Below are 18,294 nucleotides of genomic sequence, written 5' to 3'. Positions count from 1 at the left end.
CCTTCGACAGTTTGCTGCGGTCTGTCGGAAATGCTCTTGGGGCCAGATCCGTTTTCCGGAGGAAAACGGATCTGGCCCCGGAATTTCATTCGATATCTGACAGATGTGCCGACCAACGGTCGGCACCCACCAACAGCCGCCGCGGGGATCTGTCGGGGGTGGGGCGGTGTGGGCGGGCAGGACCGTTGGCGCCATGGGCCCGAGGCATGCCTCGGGCGGGTTGGGCAGGACGCCCAACCCCGGTCTTGCCGTGTGCGCAGGACAGCGCACACGAGCAAGGCGCCATCGAGCCCCCATGGACGGGTTTACGGCGTGTCCTGCCCACCCACACCGCCCCGCCCAACCAGTAGAAAGCCAGAGCCGCTTTTGACGTTGCCGTTGCTGTTGCATTGAGCAGGTGCAGGGCTGCAAGCCCTGCCGAACCCCCCACTACGGTAGGGTGGGCCGATGCCGCGCTGCAGCTTGGCGTCGCCGCAGATTTGATTACACTTGAAACTTGTTTGCCCACGACTCCGGACACCCACCCATGAAGCTTGGTTCTTTGAAGGAAGGCGGCCGCGACGGCACCCTGATCGTCGTCTCGCGTGACCTGCGCCACGGCGTGCGCGCCACCGGCATTGCCGCCACCCTGCAGCAGGCCCTGGAGGACTGGAGCCACATCGCACCGCGCCTGAACGCCCTGTACGAATCGCTCAATGCCGGCGATGCCGATGGCGTGTTCGACCTCGACCCGCAGGCACTGGCCGCGCCGATGCCGCGCGCCTATGAGTTCGTCGATGGCAGCGCCTACCTGCCGCACGTCGAGCGCGTGCGCCGTGCCCGTGGCGCCGAGGTGCCGGAGAGCTTCTACACCGATCCACTGATGTACCAGGCCACCAGCGCCGGCTTCTACGGCCCGCGCGATGCGGTCAAGGTGGTCAGCGAGGACTACGGCATCGACCTGGAAGCGGAGATCGTGGTGATCACCGACGACGTGCCGATGGCGGCGACCCCGGAACAGGCAGCCGGTCATATCCAGTTGGTCGGCCTGGTCAACGATGTCTCGCTGCGCAACCTGATCCCGGGCGAGCTGGCCAAGGGTTTCGGCTTCCTGCAGTCCAAGCCGCGCTCGGCGCTGTCGCCAGTGTTCGTCACCCCTGACGAGCTGGGCGCCGCGTGGCAGGACAGCAAGGTGCACCTGCCGCTGCTGACCCACATCAACGGCCAGTGGTTCGGTGCGCCGGAAGCGGGCGTGGACATGCAGTTCAATTTCGCCCAGCTGGTTTCGCATGCGGCCAAGACCCGTCCGCTGGTCGCCGGCACCATCGTCGGCTCGGGCACCATCGCCAACGAGGACACCAGCAAGGGTGCGTCGTGCTTCGCCGAGCAGCGCGTGGTCGAAACCCTGCGCGACGGCAAGCCGAGCACGCCGTTCATGTCGTTCGGCGACGTGGTCCGCATCGAGATGCTCGATGCCGCCGGTAACAGCATCTTCGGTGCGATCGAGCAGCGCATCGAACAGGCGGCCAGGCCCTGAGCATGGAGGCGGCCATGGAGATCCCGGTCGACGACGGCATCGTGCTGTACACCTACTGGCGATCCAGCGCCGCCTACCGCGTGCGCATCGGCCTGGAGCTGAAGGGCCTGGCCTGGGAGGCCCGGCCGGTGCATCTGGTGCGCGACGGTGGCGAGCAGCACCGGGATGCCTATCGGGCGCTCAACCCGCAGCAGCAGGTGCCAACCCTGCTGCATGAGGGGCATGTGCTGACCCAGTCGCTGGCGATCCTCGAATACCTGGACGAGCGCTTTCCGCAGGTACCGCTGCTGCCGGCCGACGCCGCCGGCCGCGCGCGGGTGCGGGCGCTGGCCCAGCTGGTGGCCTGCGACATCCACCCGATCAACAACCTGCGGGTGATGCAGTACCTGGAGCGCGATCTGCAGGTGCCGGCCGATGCGCGCACGCAGTGGACCCTGCACTGGATCGCCGAGGGCTTCGCGGCGATGGAAGCCCTGCTGGTCAACAGCCGTGACACCGGCGCCTTCTGCCATGGTGACCGTCCCGGCCTGGCCGATATCTGCCTGCTGCCGCAGCTGTACAACGCCCACCGCTTCGGCCTGGACCTGGCACCGTACCCGACCCTGCGCCGCATCGAAGCGGCCTGCCAGGCAGTGGATGCCTTCGACCGCGCACGCCCGGAAAACCAGCCCGACGCCGCCTGAAAAAAAGGGGACGGAGGGGATTAAGTCGTATATGCACTTACGACTTAATCCCCTCCGTCCCCTTTCTGCCGCAAGCGGGCCAGGTCATCGCGGAACACCCGGTAGGCTTCCTCGCGGCGCGCATCGTCGGTCTGCCGCAACACCCATGCCGGGTGCACCGTGGCGTAGCCGCGCGTGCCGTCCTCGAGGGTGTGCCAGCGTCCGCGGTCGCGCGAGAGGTCGAAACCACGACCGAATACCGAGGCTGCGGCTGTCGCGCCCAGGCACACGATCACCTGGGGCCGCACGCGTGCGATCTCACCCATCAGCCAGGGGCGGCAGGCCTGGATGTGGCGGCTTTCCGGCCGCTTGTGCAGCCGCACCTTGCCGCGCCGCTCATGGTGGAAGTGCTTCACCGCGTTGGTGAGGTACAGCTGGGCGCGATCGATTCCCAGTTCCGCCAGTGCGCGGTCCAGCACCTGGCCGGCAGGTCCTGCGAACGGCTGCCCGCGCAGATCCTCGGTATCACCGGGCTGCTCGCCGATCACCATCACCCGCGCATCGGCAGGCCCCTGCCCGAACACGGTCTGCGTGGCCTGCTCCCATAGCGGGCACTGGCGGCAGGCACTGGCCTGTCCGCGCAGATTGTCCAGGCTGCTGGCATCGGCTGCCGGCGCCGCAGCGTTCGCACGCGGGGAAATCCTGCGTTGCGGTGCCTGTGCCGGCCGGTCATGCATTTCCTGCACGCGGTCGGCCGCGTCGCGCACCAGGCGTGGCAGCAACTGTGCTTCAGGCAGGTGGCGCCAGTACTTTGCCGGCATCTCCTGCATCATCATCCGTGTGTTGAGCCGCGCCGGATTGAAGATGCTGGCGTAGTAGGTCTGCCACAGCGACTCGCGTGCATCCTCGGCCGGGGCATCTTCGCGCCGTGCACCGGGGCCGAAGGCAAGCGCCTGCCCATCCCAGGCGACGCTGCGCGAAGGGGTCAGGATCGCCCAGCGCATGCCGGTGAAGCGGCGCGCGAAGAACGGCGCGACCCGGTCGACGATGTGGTGCTGCGGCTCGAACCAGGCGATGAACGCATCAGGCTGGCCAGGTACCTCGCGGAAGCGCACGAATGCCTTCATCTTGTGCGTGTCACGGCGGACGGCCTGGGCGAGGGCTGTCGCGCGCAGGACATCGGCGTCGGCGGGGTTGCCCAGCACTGATCGTTCGCCATGGGCGATGCGCCACAGCAGGCGATACAGCACGGCCAGGCGCTGGGGATCGCGATGGCACAGGCAGGTGGCCGCCAGCTCCAGGAAGTCACGTGGAACGTTGGGTGCACCGGCCTCGGCAAGCATCGGCGCCTGCTGCACGGCCGGCGCATCCAGCAGCGATGTGTCGCTCCCTTCCAGCCAGTCCAGCTGCGGCGGGGCAACGCCGCGCAGCAACGCTTCGCGCGCAGCATCGCGCCAGGCCTGCAGCGACCACGGCGGATCCACCAGCAGCGACCAGCGCTGCGCGTCAGGACGCAGACGGGGCATCGAAAAGCGAACCCTGGCGCGGCGGCGGGGCCAGCTGCGCGCGCAGCGCCGCCGGATCATCCAGTGCTTTGCGCGGGTGATGGTCGGCCAGCAGCACGAACGGCAGCAGCTTGCTCATCGGTGCCTTCAGGCGCGCGATGTCGGCCACGCGCAGCCGCCCGTGGCGGCGTGCCATCAGCACGCGCTTGACGTTGCGCACGCCAAGGCCGGGCACGCGCAGCAGCATTTCCTTCGGTGCCCGGTTCAGATCGACCGGAAAGCGCTCGGGATGGCGGATCGCCCAGGCCATCTTGGGGTCGATATCCAGGTCGAGCATGCCGTCCTGGGTGGTATCGGTAATCTCCTCCACACCGTAACCGTAGAAGCGCAGCAGCCAGTCTGCCTGGTAAAGGCGATGTTCGCGCTGCAGCGGTGGCGGCTGCAGTGGCAGCTGCCGGCTGGCGTCCGGAATCGGGCTGAACGCGGAGTAGTAGACCCGGCGCATGCGGTAGTTGCCGTACAGACTGTCGGCGCTGGCCAGGATCTGCTGGTCGTTTGCCCCGTCCGCGCCGACGATCATCTGGGTGCTCTGCCCGGCCGGGGCGAAACGGGGAGGGCGCGGGCGAGCGCTGCGGCTGGCCGTCGGCGCCACCGCTGCGGGGGACTTGCGAGCCTCCTTGGCTTCCTCGATGCGCCAGCGCAGTTCGCCCATCGCGCCACGGATCGAGTGCACCGTCTTCTCTGGTGCCAAGGCGCTCAGGCCGGCTTCGGTCGGCAGTTCCACGTTGATGGACAGGCGGTCCGCATAGCGCCCGGCACTGGCCAGCAGTTCCGGCGAGGCCTCGGGAATGGTCTTGAGGTGGATGTAGCCGGCGTAGCGGTGTTCTTCGCGCAGCTGCCGGGCCACTTCCACCATCTGCTCCATGGTGTAGTCCGCATTGCGGATGATGCCGCTGGACAGGAACAGGCCCTCGATGTAGTTGCGCTTGTAGAAGTCCAGGGTGAGCGTGACCACCTCGTCCACGCTGAAACGCGCGCGGGCCACGTTGCTGGAGACCCGGTTCACGCAATAGGCGCAGTCGTAAATGCAGAAGTTGGTCAGCAGGATCTTCAGCAACGAAACGCAGCGGCCATCGGGCGTGTAGCTGTGGCAGATGCCCATGCCCTCGGTACTGCCGATACCGCCACTGGCGCGCGAATCGCGTTTGCCCGAGCCGCTGGAGGCGCAGGACGCGTCGTATTTGGCGGCGTCGGCCAGAATGGCCAGCTTGCGGATGGTTTCCATTGAGGAAACCTACGGATGAGGGGTCTCATTGGATGAGACCGCCCATGAACGCTTCAGAAAAAAGGGGACGGAGGGGATTAAGTCGCAAATGCACTTACGACTTAATCCCCTCCGTCCCCTTTTTCGTGGGGTCAGAAGCCGTGGGTGATGCTGGGTGCGCCGGCCGAGAAATCGGCGTACGGGTCGTGCTCGCCGCTGCTGCCTTCGGACAAACGGAACTTCAGGGCCAGGCCATCGCGCGAGTCGGCCGCGCGCAGCGCTTCCTCCTGCTCGATGATGCCCGCCTTGGCCAGCCGGAACAGGCACTGGTCGAAGCTCTCCATGCCTTCTTCCAGCGAGCCTTCCATCGCCGCCTTGATCTCGTGCACCTGGCCGCGACGCAGCAGGTCGCGGATCATCGGCGTGTTGATCAGCACCTCGGTGGCCGGCAGGCGACGGCCCTCCTTGTTCTTCACCAGGCGCTGGCTGATCACCGCACGCAGGTTCAGCGCCAGGTTCATCAGCACGTTCTTGTGCGCGCTTTCCGGGAAGAAGTTGAGGATGCGCTCGATGGTCTGGTCGGCGTTGTTGGAGTGCAGGGTGGCCAGGCACAGGTGCCCGGTCTCGGCGAAGGCGATCGCCGCCTCCATCGTTTCCGCATCCAGGATTTCGCCGATCAGGATCACGTCCGGCGCTTCACGCATCGCGTTCTTCAGCGCGTTGTGGAAGGCGTGGGTGTCCAGGCCGACCTCGCGCTGGTTGACGATCGACATCTTGTGCTTGTGCAGGTACTCGATCGGATCCTCGATGGTGAGGATGTGACCGGTGGTGGTGCTGTTGCGGTGGTCGATCATCGACGCCAGCGAGGTGGACTTGCCGGAACCGGTGGACCCCACCACCAGCACCAGCCCGCGCGGGGTCATGATGACGTCCTTCAGCACCTGCGGCAGGTTCAGCTCCTCGATGCTCGGGATACGGCTGCGGATGGCGCGGATGACCATGCCGACCTCGCCCCGCTGCTTGAACACGTTGACGCGGAAGCGCCCGGCATCGGGCAGGGCGATGGCCATGTTGAGCTCCAGCTCGCGCTCGAACTGCGGCACCTGGCCTTCGTCCATCAGCGAGTAGGCGATTTTCTTGACCATGCCCGGCGGCAGGCCGGTGTTGCCCAGCGGATAGAGCTTCCCCTCGATCTTGATGTAGACCGGTGCCCCGGTGGTCAGAAACATGTCCGAAGCGTTCTTTTCGGTCATCAGCTTCAGGAAGTAGCCGATATCCATTGCGAATTTTCCCCAACGAAACGGCCGACGCCCGTTGCCAGCACGGTGTCGGCTTGACGACAATGGCCGTGAACCGACAACCGGTACGGCCTCCCCAATGAAACGACTTAGCTTCGCACGAATGCGCCATGGCCTGTATGTGATGGCGTTTGCATTCGCACTGTCTGCCCCCGCCTGGGCGCAGGACGCCGCCCTGGAACTGGCGCAGGCCCGGCAGGCGGTCGACAAGGCCACCCAGGCCGACGCCGACCAGTACGCCCCGGACCTGATCGGTCTGGCCCGGCAGGGGCTGGAGCAGGCCCAGCGCGCCGCCGGCGACCGCCGCGAACGGAAGAACGCCCCGGCGATGGCCCTGCGCGCCGCCGCCGATGCCGACCTGGCACGCGTCCGCAGCGAGGAAGCCACCGTCACCGCGCAGCTGCAGCTGCGCCGCAACGAGGTCAACCAGCTGCAACGCCAGCTGTCGACCGGGGAGGACCGCCGGTGAAGCCGATGACCGCCGCAACCCTGGCCGCGCTGCTGGCGCTGCCGACCCTGGCCGTGGCCGCCGACAACCCGATGGTGGCGCAGCTGAGCCAGCGCCTGATGGCCATCCAGGCCAACCCGGACACCGCTGAGCTGGGCGCCTTCGAGCGCATGCAGGCCCAGCAGGCCATCGCGACCCTGGACAAGGCCAAGCGCCGTGACCAGGAGCTGGCCACCTACCTGGCCGAGCGCCGGGTGGAGATTGCCGAGACGGCCGTGCGCACGGCGATGGCCGCGCGCGAGGTCGACCGCCTGGAGCGCACCCGCAGCGACCTGCTGATCGAGGCCAGCCGCCGCGACGCTGCCCGCGCCCGTCAGGAAGCCGAGCAGCTGCGCATGCAGGCGCAGATGCAGGCCGAGGAGGCCGAACGCCTGCGCCAGGCCGCCGAGGCCGAAACCCTGGCCCGCCAGGACGCCGAAAACGCCCTGACCAGCGTGGCCGGCAAGCAGCAGCAGCGGCTCAGCGCTGCCCAGCAGAACGCCGCCAAGCTGGCCCGTGAGGAGGCCGAGCTGGTCTCCGGGCAGAAACTGCCGGGTTCGAAGTTCGATGGGCGAGGCGAAGTCTTCACCTTCAATGGCGACGCGTTCGCTGCAGGTGCCTCCAGCCTGTCCGGTGGGGCCCGCAACCAGGCCAAGGCGCTGGCCGAGTACCTGAACATCGGCAAGAAGGGCCGCCTGCGCATCGAGGCCTACGACAATGCCAACGGCGTGGGTCAGAAGCGGGCCGAAGCGCTGCGCGACGCCCTGGTCGCGGCTGGTGTCGCCAGCAACCGGATCCAGGTCAGCGGCAAGAAGGCAGCCTCCACCCGGGCCCGTTCGGCCGAGGTCATCATCGCCCCGTAATGCATTGATATTGTTTGTTTTTCGTTGCAATGAGCATTCAGCCTGAACCCCGCCCCGGCGGGGTTCGGTCTTTTTGACGCAGGGGTCTTGTACCCCGCCCTGAGCAGGCGTAGGGTCAATCGTCCGGGACGCAATGCCGCGGACCGGACGATGGGAGGGCCGGGCCGATGCAAGCAGGGCGCGAACCGCAGCAGATCGACGTGCGCAGGCCAGTGCCGCAGGTCGTTGCAGGCGTCCAGGTGGCCATCGGCCGGCGCTCCTCCATGAACAACGCCCCGTGCCTTGTGGCCGGGGCGTTCGTGTATCTGTCGAAGGAGGTCCATCATGTTTGAAGATCAGCCCCAGAGCGAGATCGACGCCCGTCGCGCGCGTGATCCGGAGTTCAGGGCACTCCATGACCAGCACCGCAAATTGAACAAGAAGTGCATGGACGCGGAGTTGGGTGTACTCCCGATCGATGATGTCACCCTGGGTCGCATGAAGCGTGAGAAGCTGCTGGCCAAGCAACGCCTTCTGCGAATGTACAAAACACCGCTCCCAACGACGTCCCCCACGCTTTGACGCACCCCGTCGCGCCCGGAACGGCGTGACCCGGCCATCGATGGCCCCGCCGGGCGACCCCGCCCCGGCATCGCGGCACCGCCGATGAGGCGGCCGCGCCAAGGCACCACAGGCGGTGGTGCCTTGGCCAGCAGGCACAACTCACCGATGCGGGCGGTACCGGTCTCCTCGTCGATCCGGGGCCGCCCGCATCCCTTCATGGGGCAGGCGGGCGGCATGCCTGCACCGACCTGACATTCAGCGCCATCCGTCGGATAATCATCGGTCCGGCCCTGCGTGGCGCGAATCGAAAGTCCTCCGAATGCCCATCCATTCTTCCGTCCTCGAACTCATCGGCCAGACCCCGATCGTCAAGGCCCAGCGCCTGGACACCGGCGTCTGCGAGCTCTACCTGAAGCTGGAGAGCGCCAACCCGGGCGGATCGATCAAGGATCGCATCGGCCTGTCGATGATCGAGGCGGCGGAGCAGCGTGGCGACCTGAAGCCGGGCGCGACCCTGGTTGAAGGTACCGCCGGCAACACCGGCCTGGGCCTGGCGCTGGTGGCACAGCAGAAGGGCTACAAGCTGATCCTCGTCGTTCCCGACAAGATGAGCCGCGAGAAAATCTTCAACCTGAAGGCGATGGGCGCTGAAGTGCGCCTGACCCGTTCAGACGTCGCCAAGGGCCATCCGGAGTACTACCAGGACCTGGCCAAGACCATCGCCGAGCAGACCCCGGGCGCCTACTTCATCAACCAGTTCGGCAACCCGGACAACCCGGCCGCGCATGAGTTCGGCACCGGCCCGGAAATCCTCGAGCAGATGGGCGGTGACCTCGACGCCATCGTGTTCGGCTGCGGCAGCTCCGGCACCATGACCGGCCTGTCGCGCGCGTTCGCCAAGCTGTCGCCGAAGACCGAGCTGGTGCTGGCCGATCCGGTCGGCTCGATCCTGGCCGAATACATCAACGACGGCGTGCTCAACGACAAGTCGGGCAGCTGGCTGGTGGAAGGCATCGGCGAGGACTTCCTGCCCTCGATCTCCGACTTCAGCCGCGTCAAGAAGGCTTATGCGATCAGCGATGCCGAGAGCTTCCACACCGCGCGCGAGCTGCTGGGCAAGGAAGGCATCCTGGGCGGTTCGTCCACCGGCACCCTGCTGGCGGCGGCGCTGAAGTACTGCAAGGAGCAGACCACGCCGAAGAGGGTGCTGGTGCTGGTCTGCGATACCGGCAACAAGTACCTGTCGAAGATGTACAACGACTACTGGATGCTGGACAACGGCTTCCTGCAGCGCCCGCAGCACGGCGACCTGCGCGACCTGATCCTGCGCCCGTACGGCCAGCGCGACACCGTGGTGATCGGCCCGAACGACCTGCTGACCACCGCCTACCAGCGCATGAAGCTGTACGACGTCTCGCAGCTGCCGGTGATGGACGGCGAGAAGCTGGTCGGCATCGTCGACGAAAGCGACGTGCTGCTGCATGTCTATGGCGACGAGGCGCGCTTCCGCGACACCGTGGCCACCGCGATGGTCAGCAAGCTGGACCGGCTGGACGTGAAGTCGCCGATCGAGGCCCTGCTGCCAGTGTTCGACCGCGGCCAGGTGGCGATCGTGATGGACGGCGACGCCTTCCTCGGCCTGATCACCCGCATCGACCTGCTGAATTATCTGCGTCGGCGCGTTCAGTAAGGCGTTTATCGCCGCAGATCGCTGCTGAATCCCGGTTTATCCGCGTCAAAGCTCGTTAAGGCCGCGCTGATAGACTCCCGCTCCTTCGACGGCGCCGGTCATCGGCGCCAATCAGGAAACGACATGTCCAACGCTTCTTCCCCGGACCGCGCGCTGGCCCTGGCCACGCTGGCCATCCACGGCGGCCAGTCGCCCGACCCCAGCACCGGCGCGGTGATGCCACCGATCTACGCCACTTCGACCTATGCCCAGTCCAGCCCGGGCGAGCATCAGGGCTTCGAGTACTCGCGTACCCACAACCCGACCCGGTTCGCCTATGAGCGCTGCGTGGCCTCGCTGGAAGGCGGTACCCGCGGCTTTGCCTTCGCTTCGGGCATGGCGGCCAGCTCGACCGTGATCGAGCTGCTCGACGCTGGCAGCCACGTGGTGGCGATGGACGACATCTACGGCGGCAGCTTCCGCCTGTTCGAGCGCGTGCGTCGCCGCACCGCCGGGCTGGACTTCAGCTTCGTCGACCTCACCGATCTGGCGGCATTCGAAGCCTCCATCACGTCGAAGACGAAGATGGTCTGGATCGAGACCCCGACCAACCCGATGCTGAAGATCGTCGACATCGCCGCGGTCGCCGCCATCGCCAAGCGCCATGGCCTGATCGTAGTGGTCGACAACACCTTCGCCTCGCCGATGCTGCAGCGTCCGCTGGAACTGGGTGCGGACCTGGTCCTGCATTCGGCCACCAAGTATCTCAATGGCCACTCGGACATGGTCGGTGGCATGGTCGTGGTCGGCGACAACGCCGAACTGGCCGAGCAGATGGCCTTCCTGCAGAACTCGGTGGGGGGCGTGCAGGGCCCCTTCGACAGCTTCCTGGCCCTGCGCGGCCTGAAGACCCTGCCGCTGCGCATGAAGGCACACTGCGCCAACGCGCTGGCGCTGGCCCAATGGCTGGAAAAGCACCCGGCGGTGGAGAAGGTGATCTACCCGGGCCTGGCCTCGCACCCGCAGCATGAACTGGCCGGCAAGCAGATGGCCGGCTACGGCGGCATCGTCTCGATCGTGCTCAAGGGCGGGTTCGAGGCGGCCAAGCGCTTCTGCGAGAAGACCGAACTGTTCACCCTGGCCGAGTCGCTGGGCGGTGTTGAAAGCCTGGTCAACCATCCGGCGGTGATGACCCATGCCTCGATTCCGGTCGCGCGCCGCGAACAGCTGGGCATCAGCGATGCGCTGGTGCGGCTGAGCGTGGGCGTGGAGGAGCTGGGGGATCTGCAGGTGGATCTGGAGAGGGCGCTGGCGTGAGCAGTCGCTTGGAAAAGAGATCTTCCGGGCTGACGCCCTATGCAACTGCCCGGCGGCGGCCATTGGCGGGCTTCCTGCGTTCGCCCTTGGAGCACCGTCAACTCATCTTCCGTCTGATCCAGCGTGAGATCGTGGGCCGCTATCGCGGTTCCTTCGCCGGCCTGGCCTGGTCGTTCATCACGCCATTGATCATGCTGGTCCTGTACACGTTCGTGTTCTCCATCGTGTTCAAGGCAAAGTGGAAGGACTTTGATACCAGCGGTGGCTTTGCCTTGATCCTCTTTTCCGGACTGATCGTGCACGGCGTGGTAGCCGAATGCATCAATCGCTCCCCGGCATTGATCACGAGCAATGCCAACTACGTGAAGAAGGTTGTGTTTCCGCTGGAAGTCTACGCGTGGGTGACGCTCGGTTCGGCGGTTTTCCATGCGTTCGTCAGTTGGATCGTGCTGACCATTGCCCAGTTGTGCATGGGCGTTGCGCTGCCCTGGACCGTGATCCTGTTCCCCGTGGTGATGCTGCCGCTGTTGCTCGGTTGCCTTGGCGTTTCCTGGTTCCTTGCCGCGATCGGCGTCTACTTCCGAGACGTGGCACAGATTACCGGCACGCTTGCGACGCTGCTGCTGTTCCTTTCTCCCGTGTTCTACGCGCTTGATTCGATTCCTGAACGCTATCGTCCCCTGATCCAGGCCAATCCCCTGACGGGTGTCCTGGAGGCGGCACGCAAGGTATTGATGTTCGGTGACATCCCGTCTCCTGCGTACTTCGGGATCGGCCTGCTGGTGGGCCTGCTCATGGCCATGGCTGGTTACGCTTTCTTCCAGAAATCTAGAGATGGATTTGCCGATGTCATCTGATCCGGTCGTTCTCAAGATCGACGGCGTTTCCAAGCACTATCAGGTCTACGGCTCGCCCCAGGACCGGTTGAAGGACGCCCTTTTTTCGCGCGCTGCGCGTGTCGTGGGAAGCCGAGGCAAATCCTATGGCCGCCAGTTCAGTGCGCTGAAGGATGTTTCATTCGAGATTCGCAAGGGTGAAACGGTCGGCATCATCGGACGCAACGGGTCGGGCAAGTCCACGCTGCTGCAGCTGCTGAGCGGTACGCTGGCGCCATCGGAAGGCCAGATCCTGGTCGACGGAAGGGTTGCGGCACTGCTGGAGCTTGGGGCGGGCTTCAATCCTGATTTCACCGGCCGCGAGAACGTGTTCTTCAACGGTGCCCTGCTGGGACTTTCGGACGAGCAGCTGCGCAGCAAGTACGACTCCATTGTCGAATTCGCCGATATCGGCGAGTTCATCGACCAGCCGGTGAAGACATACTCCAGCGGCATGTTCGTGCGGCTGGCCTTCGCCGTGATCGCGCACGTGGAAGCTGACATTCTGGTCATCGACGAGGCACTGAGTGTCGGCGACGCGTTCTTCGTGCAGAAGTGCATGCGATTCCTCCGTTCCTTCATGCAGAACGGCACGGTGGTCTTTGTATCCCATGACACCGCCGCCGTCATCAATCTCTGCGACCGAGTGGTCTGGTTGTCGCACGGGAAGATCGTTGCAGATGGCGCCCCCAAGGAAGTCACCGCCAAGTATCTGGAAGATCTCTACGCGGTGGAGATGGCCGCTGCTGGTCCTGCTGCGGTGGCCGTTGACGCTCCCGAAAGTGACGCGCAACCGGCAGCTGCTGGTGCGACCGCCATCGAACCGGACCACGCAGGCATGGCGCCCCGTGATTTCCGCCAGGATCTGATCAACGCCAGTGAGCATCGGCAGGAAATCCGGGTCTTTGAGTTCAATGCAAACAAGGGGTTCGGACAAGGCGGGGCGCAGGTCGAGTTCGCTGCCTTTGTTGACGTGGATGGCAACCCGCTGTCCTGGGTGGTGGGTGGAGAGCCGGTCCGGCTGCAGATCCGCTGCCGTGTGAACCAGGTGTTGAGCTCGCCCATCATCGGTTTTGAGGTGTACGACCGCCTGGGGCAGACCCTGTTCGCGGACAACACGTATGTCGCCTCCATCGATCCCCCTCCCGGCGCTCAAGCGGGGCAGGTACTGGTGGCTTCCTTTGATTTCCGGATGCCTGTCCTGCGCGAGGGTGACTACACCATGAGTGCAGCCATCGCAGACGGCAATCAGCATCACCATGTCCAGCACCATTGGCTGCATGACGCGCTTGCCTTCCATGTTCATGCACGTGGCATCTGCCTTGGATTGTTCGGCGCACCCATGCAGCGCGTGCGCCTTGTAGTCGAGCAACAAGATCTGGTATCCGGGTGACCGGCTTCAGCAGCAATCATGTATTGAGGTGACCCATGGCAACCCAGCTTGACGAGCACGTAGAAGATCTCGCATTCACCGGCGAACGGTTCATGCCCGAAGTGGCCGGTCAGATCGCCTTCGAACATCTCCATCGCTATCACTTCGCCGCCAGGTTCTGTGCCGGCAAGCAGGTGGTGGACGTGGCCTGTGGCGAAGGTTATGGCAGCCAGATCCTGTCTGGCGTTGCGGACTCGGTGACCGGCATAGATATCTCGGCCGAGGCCGTCGCCCATGCGGCTGGCCGCTACGGGTCCGATCGCTTGCGCTTCGTCGAGGCGTCTGCTGCCTTGCTGCCATTGGAGGACGACTCCGTTGACGTGGTGGTGAGTTTCGAGACCATCGAGCACCACGACCAGCATGAGGAAATGCTGTCGGAGATCCGGCGCGTTCTACGTCCGGGTGGGATGCTGATCATGTCCAGTCCGAACAAGCAGCACTATTCGATCGACCCGGGCTACGAAAACCCCTATCACGTGAAGGAGTTGTTCCGTCACGAGTTGATCGAACTCATCCAGCGCTACTTCCCGCAGCAGCAGGTGTATTCGCAGCGCGTCGTCTACGGTTCCCTGTTGGTCGCTGACGGTCCGGCGGCCTTCGATTCAATCCTGGGCACCGGCCCTGAAACCAGTGAATGGGCCGAAGGCCTCAGCCGCCCGCTCTACGACCTGGTGGTTGCGACGGATGGGGTGCTGCCTGTGCAGTCGTCCTCGTTCTTCGAACTGAAGGTTCATGGAATGGATGCCGGCGCCTTCTACGGGGTGCACTTGCCTGAGCGCGTCCAGAACGCGGATATCGAAGTCCTGCAGCTTCGCGCCAAGGTCGAGGAACTCGAGGCCCAGGCCCAGTCCCATCTTTCCCATCGGGAAGCCGCTTCCCTGGAGGCGGCGGAGGAACTGCGGCGGACGCGCGAAGCGCATCTGGCCGAGATCGAGCGGCTTCGTGACAGCCGCAACGAGGTGCTGTCCTCGATCTCCGTGCTGGGTTCGCTGGTCGATGATGTTCGCCGCGAAGGCGGTCATGATCGGCTGGCCCAGGAACGCAGGCTGGAAAGCCTGCAGAATGCGCTGGATCAGAATCGAGCGCTGGTTGCTGAAGCAGCCAGCAGCCAGTCGATCGACAACGGTCAATTCAAGGCTCAGCTGGCCGAACTCCGCCAGCAGTTGATTCAGGCCGTTGCCACCGAGGAAAGGGTCCGCTCCCTCGAGCGCATGCTTTCCGAGTCCCAGGAGATGGTGTTGGGGCATATCAATGCCAACGGCAGCCTGCGCGAAGAAATGTCCGCTCTGCGTGCGGAAATCGACCGGACCATGGCCGAACGGGATGAGGCAAGGCAGTCCGTGCAGCAGCTGCAGTTGGCCGTAACCGAGCAGCGCGTCATCAGCGAGCACCGCGAACGGGATGTGGAACTGCTTAAGGCGTCACGGAGTTGGCGTTACACTGCATGGCTCAGGAAACTGTCAGGAAGTGCCAGGAGGCACCTGTAAGCGATGCATCAGGGTCAGAAGATGGGAAAACTGGGGGCAGTTGCACGCCGCATGTACATGGCGGTGCCGGGCTGGAATGCGCGGCTTGCACTGAAGGATTTCCTGTTCCGGAACTTCAGCTTCGCCTTTGCCAATACAAATGCCTACCGCCGATGGAAAACCTTCGGCGCAGGGCAGGAATTTGCTGTTGTCACGGCGGGCGCGCAGCAGCCGCCAGCCGCTGCCGCTCCGATCGTTGCCGAAGGCGTGAAGGTGTCCTCCGTGGCGCGTATCTACGCAGACGCCTTCGACGTCGCTGCAGGCGTGCGCGGGTCTGAGTACGTGGAGCTGGCGCCTGCGCTACAGCCACCGACCAGCCTCCGCTTCAAGACGATCGCGTTCTACCTGCCGCAGTTTCACCCCTTCGCCGAAAACGACGCATGGTGGGGCAGGGGCTTCACCGAGTGGACCAATGTGAGCAAGGCCGTGCCACAGTTCCAGGGGCATCGCCAGCCGCACCTGCCCGGTGAACTGGGTTTCTATGACCTGCGCTTGATCGATGTGCTCAAGCGCCAGGCCGAGCTTGCCAAGCTGTACGGCGTTCACGGCTTCTGCTTCCACCATTACTGGTTCTCCGGTCATCGACTGATGGAGCGGCCGGTGGACCAGCTGCTCGCGCATCCGGAGATTGACCTGCCGTTCTGCATCTGCTGGGCCAACGAGAATTGGACCCGGCGCTGGGATGGGCATGAAAACGATGTGCTGATTGGTCAGAACTACACGGCTGACAACGACATCGCGTTCATTCGTGATGCGATGCCGTACCTGTCTGATCCGCGGTATATCCGCATCGATGGTCGGCCGTTGCTCATCATCTACCGGCCATCGCTGCTTCCCGATGCCCGCAAGTCGCTGGATGTCTGGCGCGGCTATGCGCGTGAGCAGGGCCTTGGCGAGCTGTTCATCGCCATGGTCCAGTTCGACGTCGATGATCCGCGCACGTACGGCTTCGATGCAGCCCTCGAGTTCCCGCCGCACAAGGTGGCGCGTGGCCTGTCCAGCATCAACCACACGCTGGACATCGCCAACCCGCGTTATGAAGGCTACGTGGTCGACTACCGCGAGATGGCCGAACGTTCCAGGAACTGGCCGGAAGAAGACTATCCGCTGTTCAAGGGGGTTACGCCACGCTGGGACAATGAAGCGCGAAAGCCGGGGCGCGGCTACACGTTCGCCCATTCCTCGCCGAGCGAGTACCAGCGCTGGCTGGAATCGGCGGGCGAGTTCGCACTGGCCAAACCTGTGCGTGGCGAGAGCGTGGTCTTCATCAACGCCTGGAACGAGTGGGCCGAAGGCGCCCATCTGGAACCGGACCGTTACTACGGTTATGCCTTCCTGCAGGCGACGCGCAATGTCACCGCCGGCACGGCGAAGCCGCGTGTCGCACTGATTTCCCATGATGCGCACCCGCATGGCGCGCAGTACCTCGCGCTCAACATGGCACGCAAGATGACGGCCGGCCTGGGACTGGACGTGCATGTCGTGCTGCTCGAAGACGGCCGCCTGCACAGCCAGTTCGCCGAGTGCTCCACGGTCCACCTGCTGGGCGACCGGGATCCAGCGGTGCTGGCCAATGAACTACGCCAGCTGGGCGTGCGCTCGGTGCTTGCCAATACGGCGGTCAGCGGCCGCATCGTGCAGGCGTTGGGTGATGCAGGTCTTACCGTGGTGTCGATGATCCACGAGCTGCCGGGTGTCATCCAGAGCTACGGCCTGCAGCCTGCACTGGCGGACATTTCCCGTGTGGCCAAGCGCATCGTCGTCGCCTCGGACGCAGTACGCGAAGGTTTGCAGCCCTTCCTCGACCCGGCAGGGCAGGCCAAGGTAACCAAGCTGCCGCAGGGGCTGTTTGCAGCCAACCGCCATCGCGGGAAGCGCAATCGAGACGCTGCGCGCGCAGCGCTGCGGCAGCGCTTGGGTCTCAAATCCACGGACAGGATCGTGTTGTCGGTGGGCTACGCCGATGCGCGTAAGGGTGTCGACCTGCTGGCCGAGGCGTTCACCAGCGCATTCGCCCAGCGACCTGATGTCCACGTCGTTTGGGTCGGTCACCGTGAAGAGGCTGCGTGTGAGGCCGCGGAAAAGGTGCTCCGCCGCCATGGCATGCTGGAGCGGTTCCACTTCGCCGGTCTCGACTTTGACACCGATGACTACTACGCAGGCGCTGACATCTACGCGCTCGCGTCGCGGGAAGATCCTTTCCCATCCGTCGTGCTGGAGGCCTTGTCTGTCGAGCTGCCGGTCGTCGCATTCGCAGGCACGGGGGGCGGTGCGGACCTCGTGGCCCAGCACCAGGCGGGCGTGGTCGTGCCGGCACTGGACGCCGTCGCCTATGGCGGCGCCTTGGCGCGTCTGATCGATGAGGATTCGGTGCGAGCAACGGCAGGCGAAGCCGGACGACGCCTTGTCAATGCCGACTTCTCCTTCCGCAGCTACCTGCTGGACTTGCTGGATCTGGCCGGGCATCGCATTCCGCGTGTCTCGGTGGTAGTGCCGAACTACAACTACGCCCACTACCTGGAAGAGCGTCTGGCGTCGGTGTACGGGCAGGACTTCCCCCTGTATGAGGTCATCATCCTGGATGACGCCTCATCGGATGGGAGCCTGGCAGAACTCGAACGCCTCTGGCCAACATTTGATCCGGAGCCGCGCCTTGAGGCGTCGTCGGACAACAGCGGGTCGGTCTTCCGCCAGTGGATGAAGGGCGTGAGCCTGGCGCGCGGCGAGTACGTCTGGATCGCCGAGGCCGACGATCTTTCCAAGCCAGCATTCCTGCGCTCGCTGGTGGACCTGCTCGAGTCCAACCCCCGCTCGGTGATGGCGTTCTCGCAGTCGGAACAGATCGACGAGTTCGGCGAGGTGATGGCTGGCGACTATCTGGAATACACCAATGATCTCTCGCGTGATCGCTGGCGCAGCAGCTATTCGGCGATGGGTTCCGAAGAAGTTGAAGCCGGTCTGGCTGTTAAGAACACCCTGCCCAACGTCAGCGCGGTGCTGTTCCGTCGCGAGGCGCTGCTGCGCGTGATGCAGGAGCACATCGAAGAGATCACTCAGTATCGGATCGCGGGCGACTGGCTGGTCTACCTGCTATTGCTGCGCGATGGCGGCCTCAGCTTCAATGCGGAATCGCTCAACCAGCACCGCCGCCATGGCAACAGCGTGACCATCGGCTCCAAAGCGCAGGGTCACCTGGATGAAATCCGCAGCCTGCATGCCCACGCCCAGCGGCTTTTCCCGTTGAGCGCAGCCACGCGGAGCGCGGCCGCGGCATACGAAGACAAGCTGCGCACCCACTTCGGGTTGCGGAACCATTCAGCTGGGACGGAGTGATTGC

At 64.9% G+C, this 18,294-nt stretch carries 14 protein-coding genes; 11 read left to right on the top strand and 3 right to left on the bottom strand.

All coding sequences use genetic code 11. From position 1 onward, the window contains the following. The first annotated feature begins 526 nt into the window (after positions 1–526). Positions 527–1,516: a fumarylacetoacetate hydrolase family protein gene (locus AC5QAB_RS11835; RefSeq protein WP_014645836.1), complete on the top strand. Its 990-nt coding sequence runs from the start codon at positions 527–529 to the stop codon at positions 1,514–1,516. A 14-nt stretch (positions 1,517–1,530) separates the two neighbouring features. Continuing rightward, on the top strand, positions 1,531–2,199 hold the full coding sequence (gene maiA, locus AC5QAB_RS11830; RefSeq protein WP_032957926.1) for a maleylacetoacetate isomerase: 669 nt from the start codon (positions 1,531–1,533) through the stop codon (positions 2,197–2,199). 44 nt (positions 2,200–2,243) lie between these two features. On the opposite strand, the gene AC5QAB_RS11825 is transcribed toward maiA, so the two are convergent. The 3 genes from AC5QAB_RS11825 to AC5QAB_RS11815 all read right to left on the bottom strand — a co-directional run bounded on the left by AC5QAB_RS11825 (position 2,244) and on the right by AC5QAB_RS11815 (position 6,227). After that, positions 2,244–3,704, bottom strand: a complete 1,461-nt coding sequence (locus tag AC5QAB_RS11825) for a UdgX family uracil-DNA binding protein (protein ID WP_495233408.1) — start codon at positions 3,702–3,704, stop codon at positions 2,244–2,246. Beyond that, positions 3,685–4,968 (bottom strand): putative DNA modification/repair radical SAM protein, encoded by a 1,284-nt coding sequence (locus AC5QAB_RS11820; protein ID WP_032957890.1) that lies wholly within the window; start codon positions 4,966–4,968, stop codon positions 3,685–3,687. Before AC5QAB_RS11820 ends, AC5QAB_RS11825 begins: the two co-directional genes overlap by 20 nt. 131 nt (positions 4,969–5,099) lie before the next feature. Continuing rightward, on the bottom strand, positions 5,100–6,227 hold the full coding sequence (locus tag AC5QAB_RS11815; RefSeq protein ID WP_014645840.1) for a PilT/PilU family type 4a pilus ATPase: 1,128 nt from the start codon (positions 6,225–6,227) through the stop codon (positions 5,100–5,102). 121 nt (positions 6,228–6,348) lie between these two features. Between AC5QAB_RS11815 and AC5QAB_RS11810 the strand changes: the two genes are divergently transcribed. The 9 genes from AC5QAB_RS11810 (at position 6,349) to AC5QAB_RS11770 (ending at position 18,290) form a co-directional block, all read left to right on the top strand. After that, positions 6,349–6,714 (top strand): DUF4398 domain-containing protein, encoded by a 366-nt coding sequence (locus AC5QAB_RS11810; RefSeq protein WP_005415160.1) that lies wholly within the window; start codon positions 6,349–6,351, stop codon positions 6,712–6,714. After that, positions 6,711–7,595, top strand: coding sequence for an OmpA family protein (locus AC5QAB_RS11805; RefSeq protein WP_080281838.1), 885 nt, complete (start codon positions 6,711–6,713; stop codon positions 7,593–7,595). Before AC5QAB_RS11810 ends, AC5QAB_RS11805 begins: the two co-directional genes overlap by 4 nt. Positions 7,596–7,919: 324 nt before the next feature. Then, a complete protein-coding gene (locus AC5QAB_RS11800; RefSeq protein ID WP_495233407.1) occupies positions 7,920–8,156 on the top strand; it encodes an HP1242/YdcH family protein in 237 nt (78 codons plus the stop codon). A 301-nt stretch (positions 8,157–8,457) separates the two neighbouring features. Then, positions 8,458–9,828 carry a pyridoxal-phosphate dependent enzyme gene (locus AC5QAB_RS11795; protein ID WP_014645842.1) on the top strand — a complete coding sequence of 457 codons (1,371 nt, stop codon included), beginning with the start codon at positions 8,458–8,460 and terminating at the stop codon, positions 9,826–9,828. Positions 9,829–9,951: 123 nt separating this feature from the next. Further along, positions 9,952–11,124 carry a cystathionine gamma-synthase gene (locus AC5QAB_RS11790; protein ID WP_032957893.1) on the top strand — a complete coding sequence of 391 codons (1,173 nt, stop codon included), beginning with the start codon at positions 9,952–9,954 and terminating at the stop codon, positions 11,122–11,124. Next, positions 11,121–11,981, top strand: coding sequence for an ABC transporter permease (locus AC5QAB_RS11785; protein ID WP_099475629.1), 861 nt, complete (start codon positions 11,121–11,123; stop codon positions 11,979–11,981). The genes AC5QAB_RS11790 and AC5QAB_RS11785 overlap by 4 nt, the downstream gene beginning before the upstream one ends. Continuing rightward, positions 11,971–13,392: an ABC transporter ATP-binding protein gene (locus AC5QAB_RS11780; protein WP_014645845.1), complete on the top strand. Its 1,422-nt coding sequence runs from the start codon at positions 11,971–11,973 to the stop codon at positions 13,390–13,392. The genes AC5QAB_RS11785 and AC5QAB_RS11780 overlap by 11 nt, the downstream gene beginning before the upstream one ends. 35 nt (positions 13,393–13,427) lie before the next feature. Further along, the gene (locus AC5QAB_RS11775) at positions 13,428–14,918 is read left to right on the top strand and encodes a methyltransferase domain-containing protein (RefSeq protein WP_049406241.1); all 1,491 of its coding nucleotides are present in this window, start codon (positions 13,428–13,430) and stop codon (positions 14,916–14,918) included. Positions 14,919–14,921: 3 nt separating this feature from the next. Beyond that, positions 14,922–18,290 (top strand): glycoside hydrolase family 99-like domain-containing protein, encoded by a 3,369-nt coding sequence (locus AC5QAB_RS11770; RefSeq protein WP_032957898.1) that lies wholly within the window; start codon positions 14,922–14,924, stop codon positions 18,288–18,290. Positions 18,291–18,294 lie beyond the last annotated feature (4 nt).

Source organism: Stenotrophomonas sp. YJH_SMC_127 (genome assembly GCF_059372445.1).
The sequence above is the reverse complement of the archived record's forward strand: the minus strand, read 5'-3'. Positions and strand labels throughout refer to the sequence as shown.

What these genes read in the sequence shown, in the direction of transcription:
- AC5QAB_RS11795 (WP_014645842.1), top strand. Translation starts at nt 8,458, where the DNA reads ATGCCCATCCATTCTTCCGTCCTCGAACTCATCGGCCAGACCCCGATC.
- AC5QAB_RS11825 (WP_495233408.1), bottom strand. Translation starts at nt 3,704, where the DNA reads ATGCCCCGTCTGCGTCCTGACGCGCAGCGCTGGTCGCTGCTGGTGGAT.
- AC5QAB_RS11815 (WP_014645840.1), bottom strand. Translation starts at nt 6,227, where the DNA reads ATGGATATCGGCTACTTCCTGAAGCTGATGACCGAAAAGAACGCTTCG.
- AC5QAB_RS11790 (WP_032957893.1), top strand. Translation starts at nt 9,952, where the DNA reads ATGTCCAACGCTTCTTCCCCGGACCGCGCGCTGGCCCTGGCCACGCTG.
- AC5QAB_RS11770 (WP_032957898.1), top strand. Translation starts at nt 14,922, where the DNA reads ATGCATCAGGGTCAGAAGATGGGAAAACTGGGGGCAGTTGCACGCCGC.
- AC5QAB_RS11835 (WP_014645836.1), top strand. Translation starts at nt 527, where the DNA reads ATGAAGCTTGGTTCTTTGAAGGAAGGCGGCCGCGACGGCACCCTGATC.
- AC5QAB_RS11800 (WP_495233407.1), top strand. Translation starts at nt 7,920, where the DNA reads ATGTTTGAAGATCAGCCCCAGAGCGAGATCGACGCCCGTCGCGCGCGT.
- AC5QAB_RS11820 (WP_032957890.1), bottom strand. Translation starts at nt 4,968, where the DNA reads ATGGAAACCATCCGCAAGCTGGCCATTCTGGCCGACGCCGCCAAATAC.
- AC5QAB_RS11775 (WP_049406241.1), top strand. Translation starts at nt 13,428, where the DNA reads ATGGCAACCCAGCTTGACGAGCACGTAGAAGATCTCGCATTCACCGGC.
- AC5QAB_RS11810 (WP_005415160.1), top strand. Translation starts at nt 6,349, where the DNA reads ATGCGCCATGGCCTGTATGTGATGGCGTTTGCATTCGCACTGTCTGCC.
- AC5QAB_RS11780 (WP_014645845.1), top strand. Translation starts at nt 11,971, where the DNA reads ATGTCATCTGATCCGGTCGTTCTCAAGATCGACGGCGTTTCCAAGCAC.
- maiA (WP_032957926.1), top strand. Translation starts at nt 1,531, where the DNA reads ATGGAGATCCCGGTCGACGACGGCATCGTGCTGTACACCTACTGGCGA.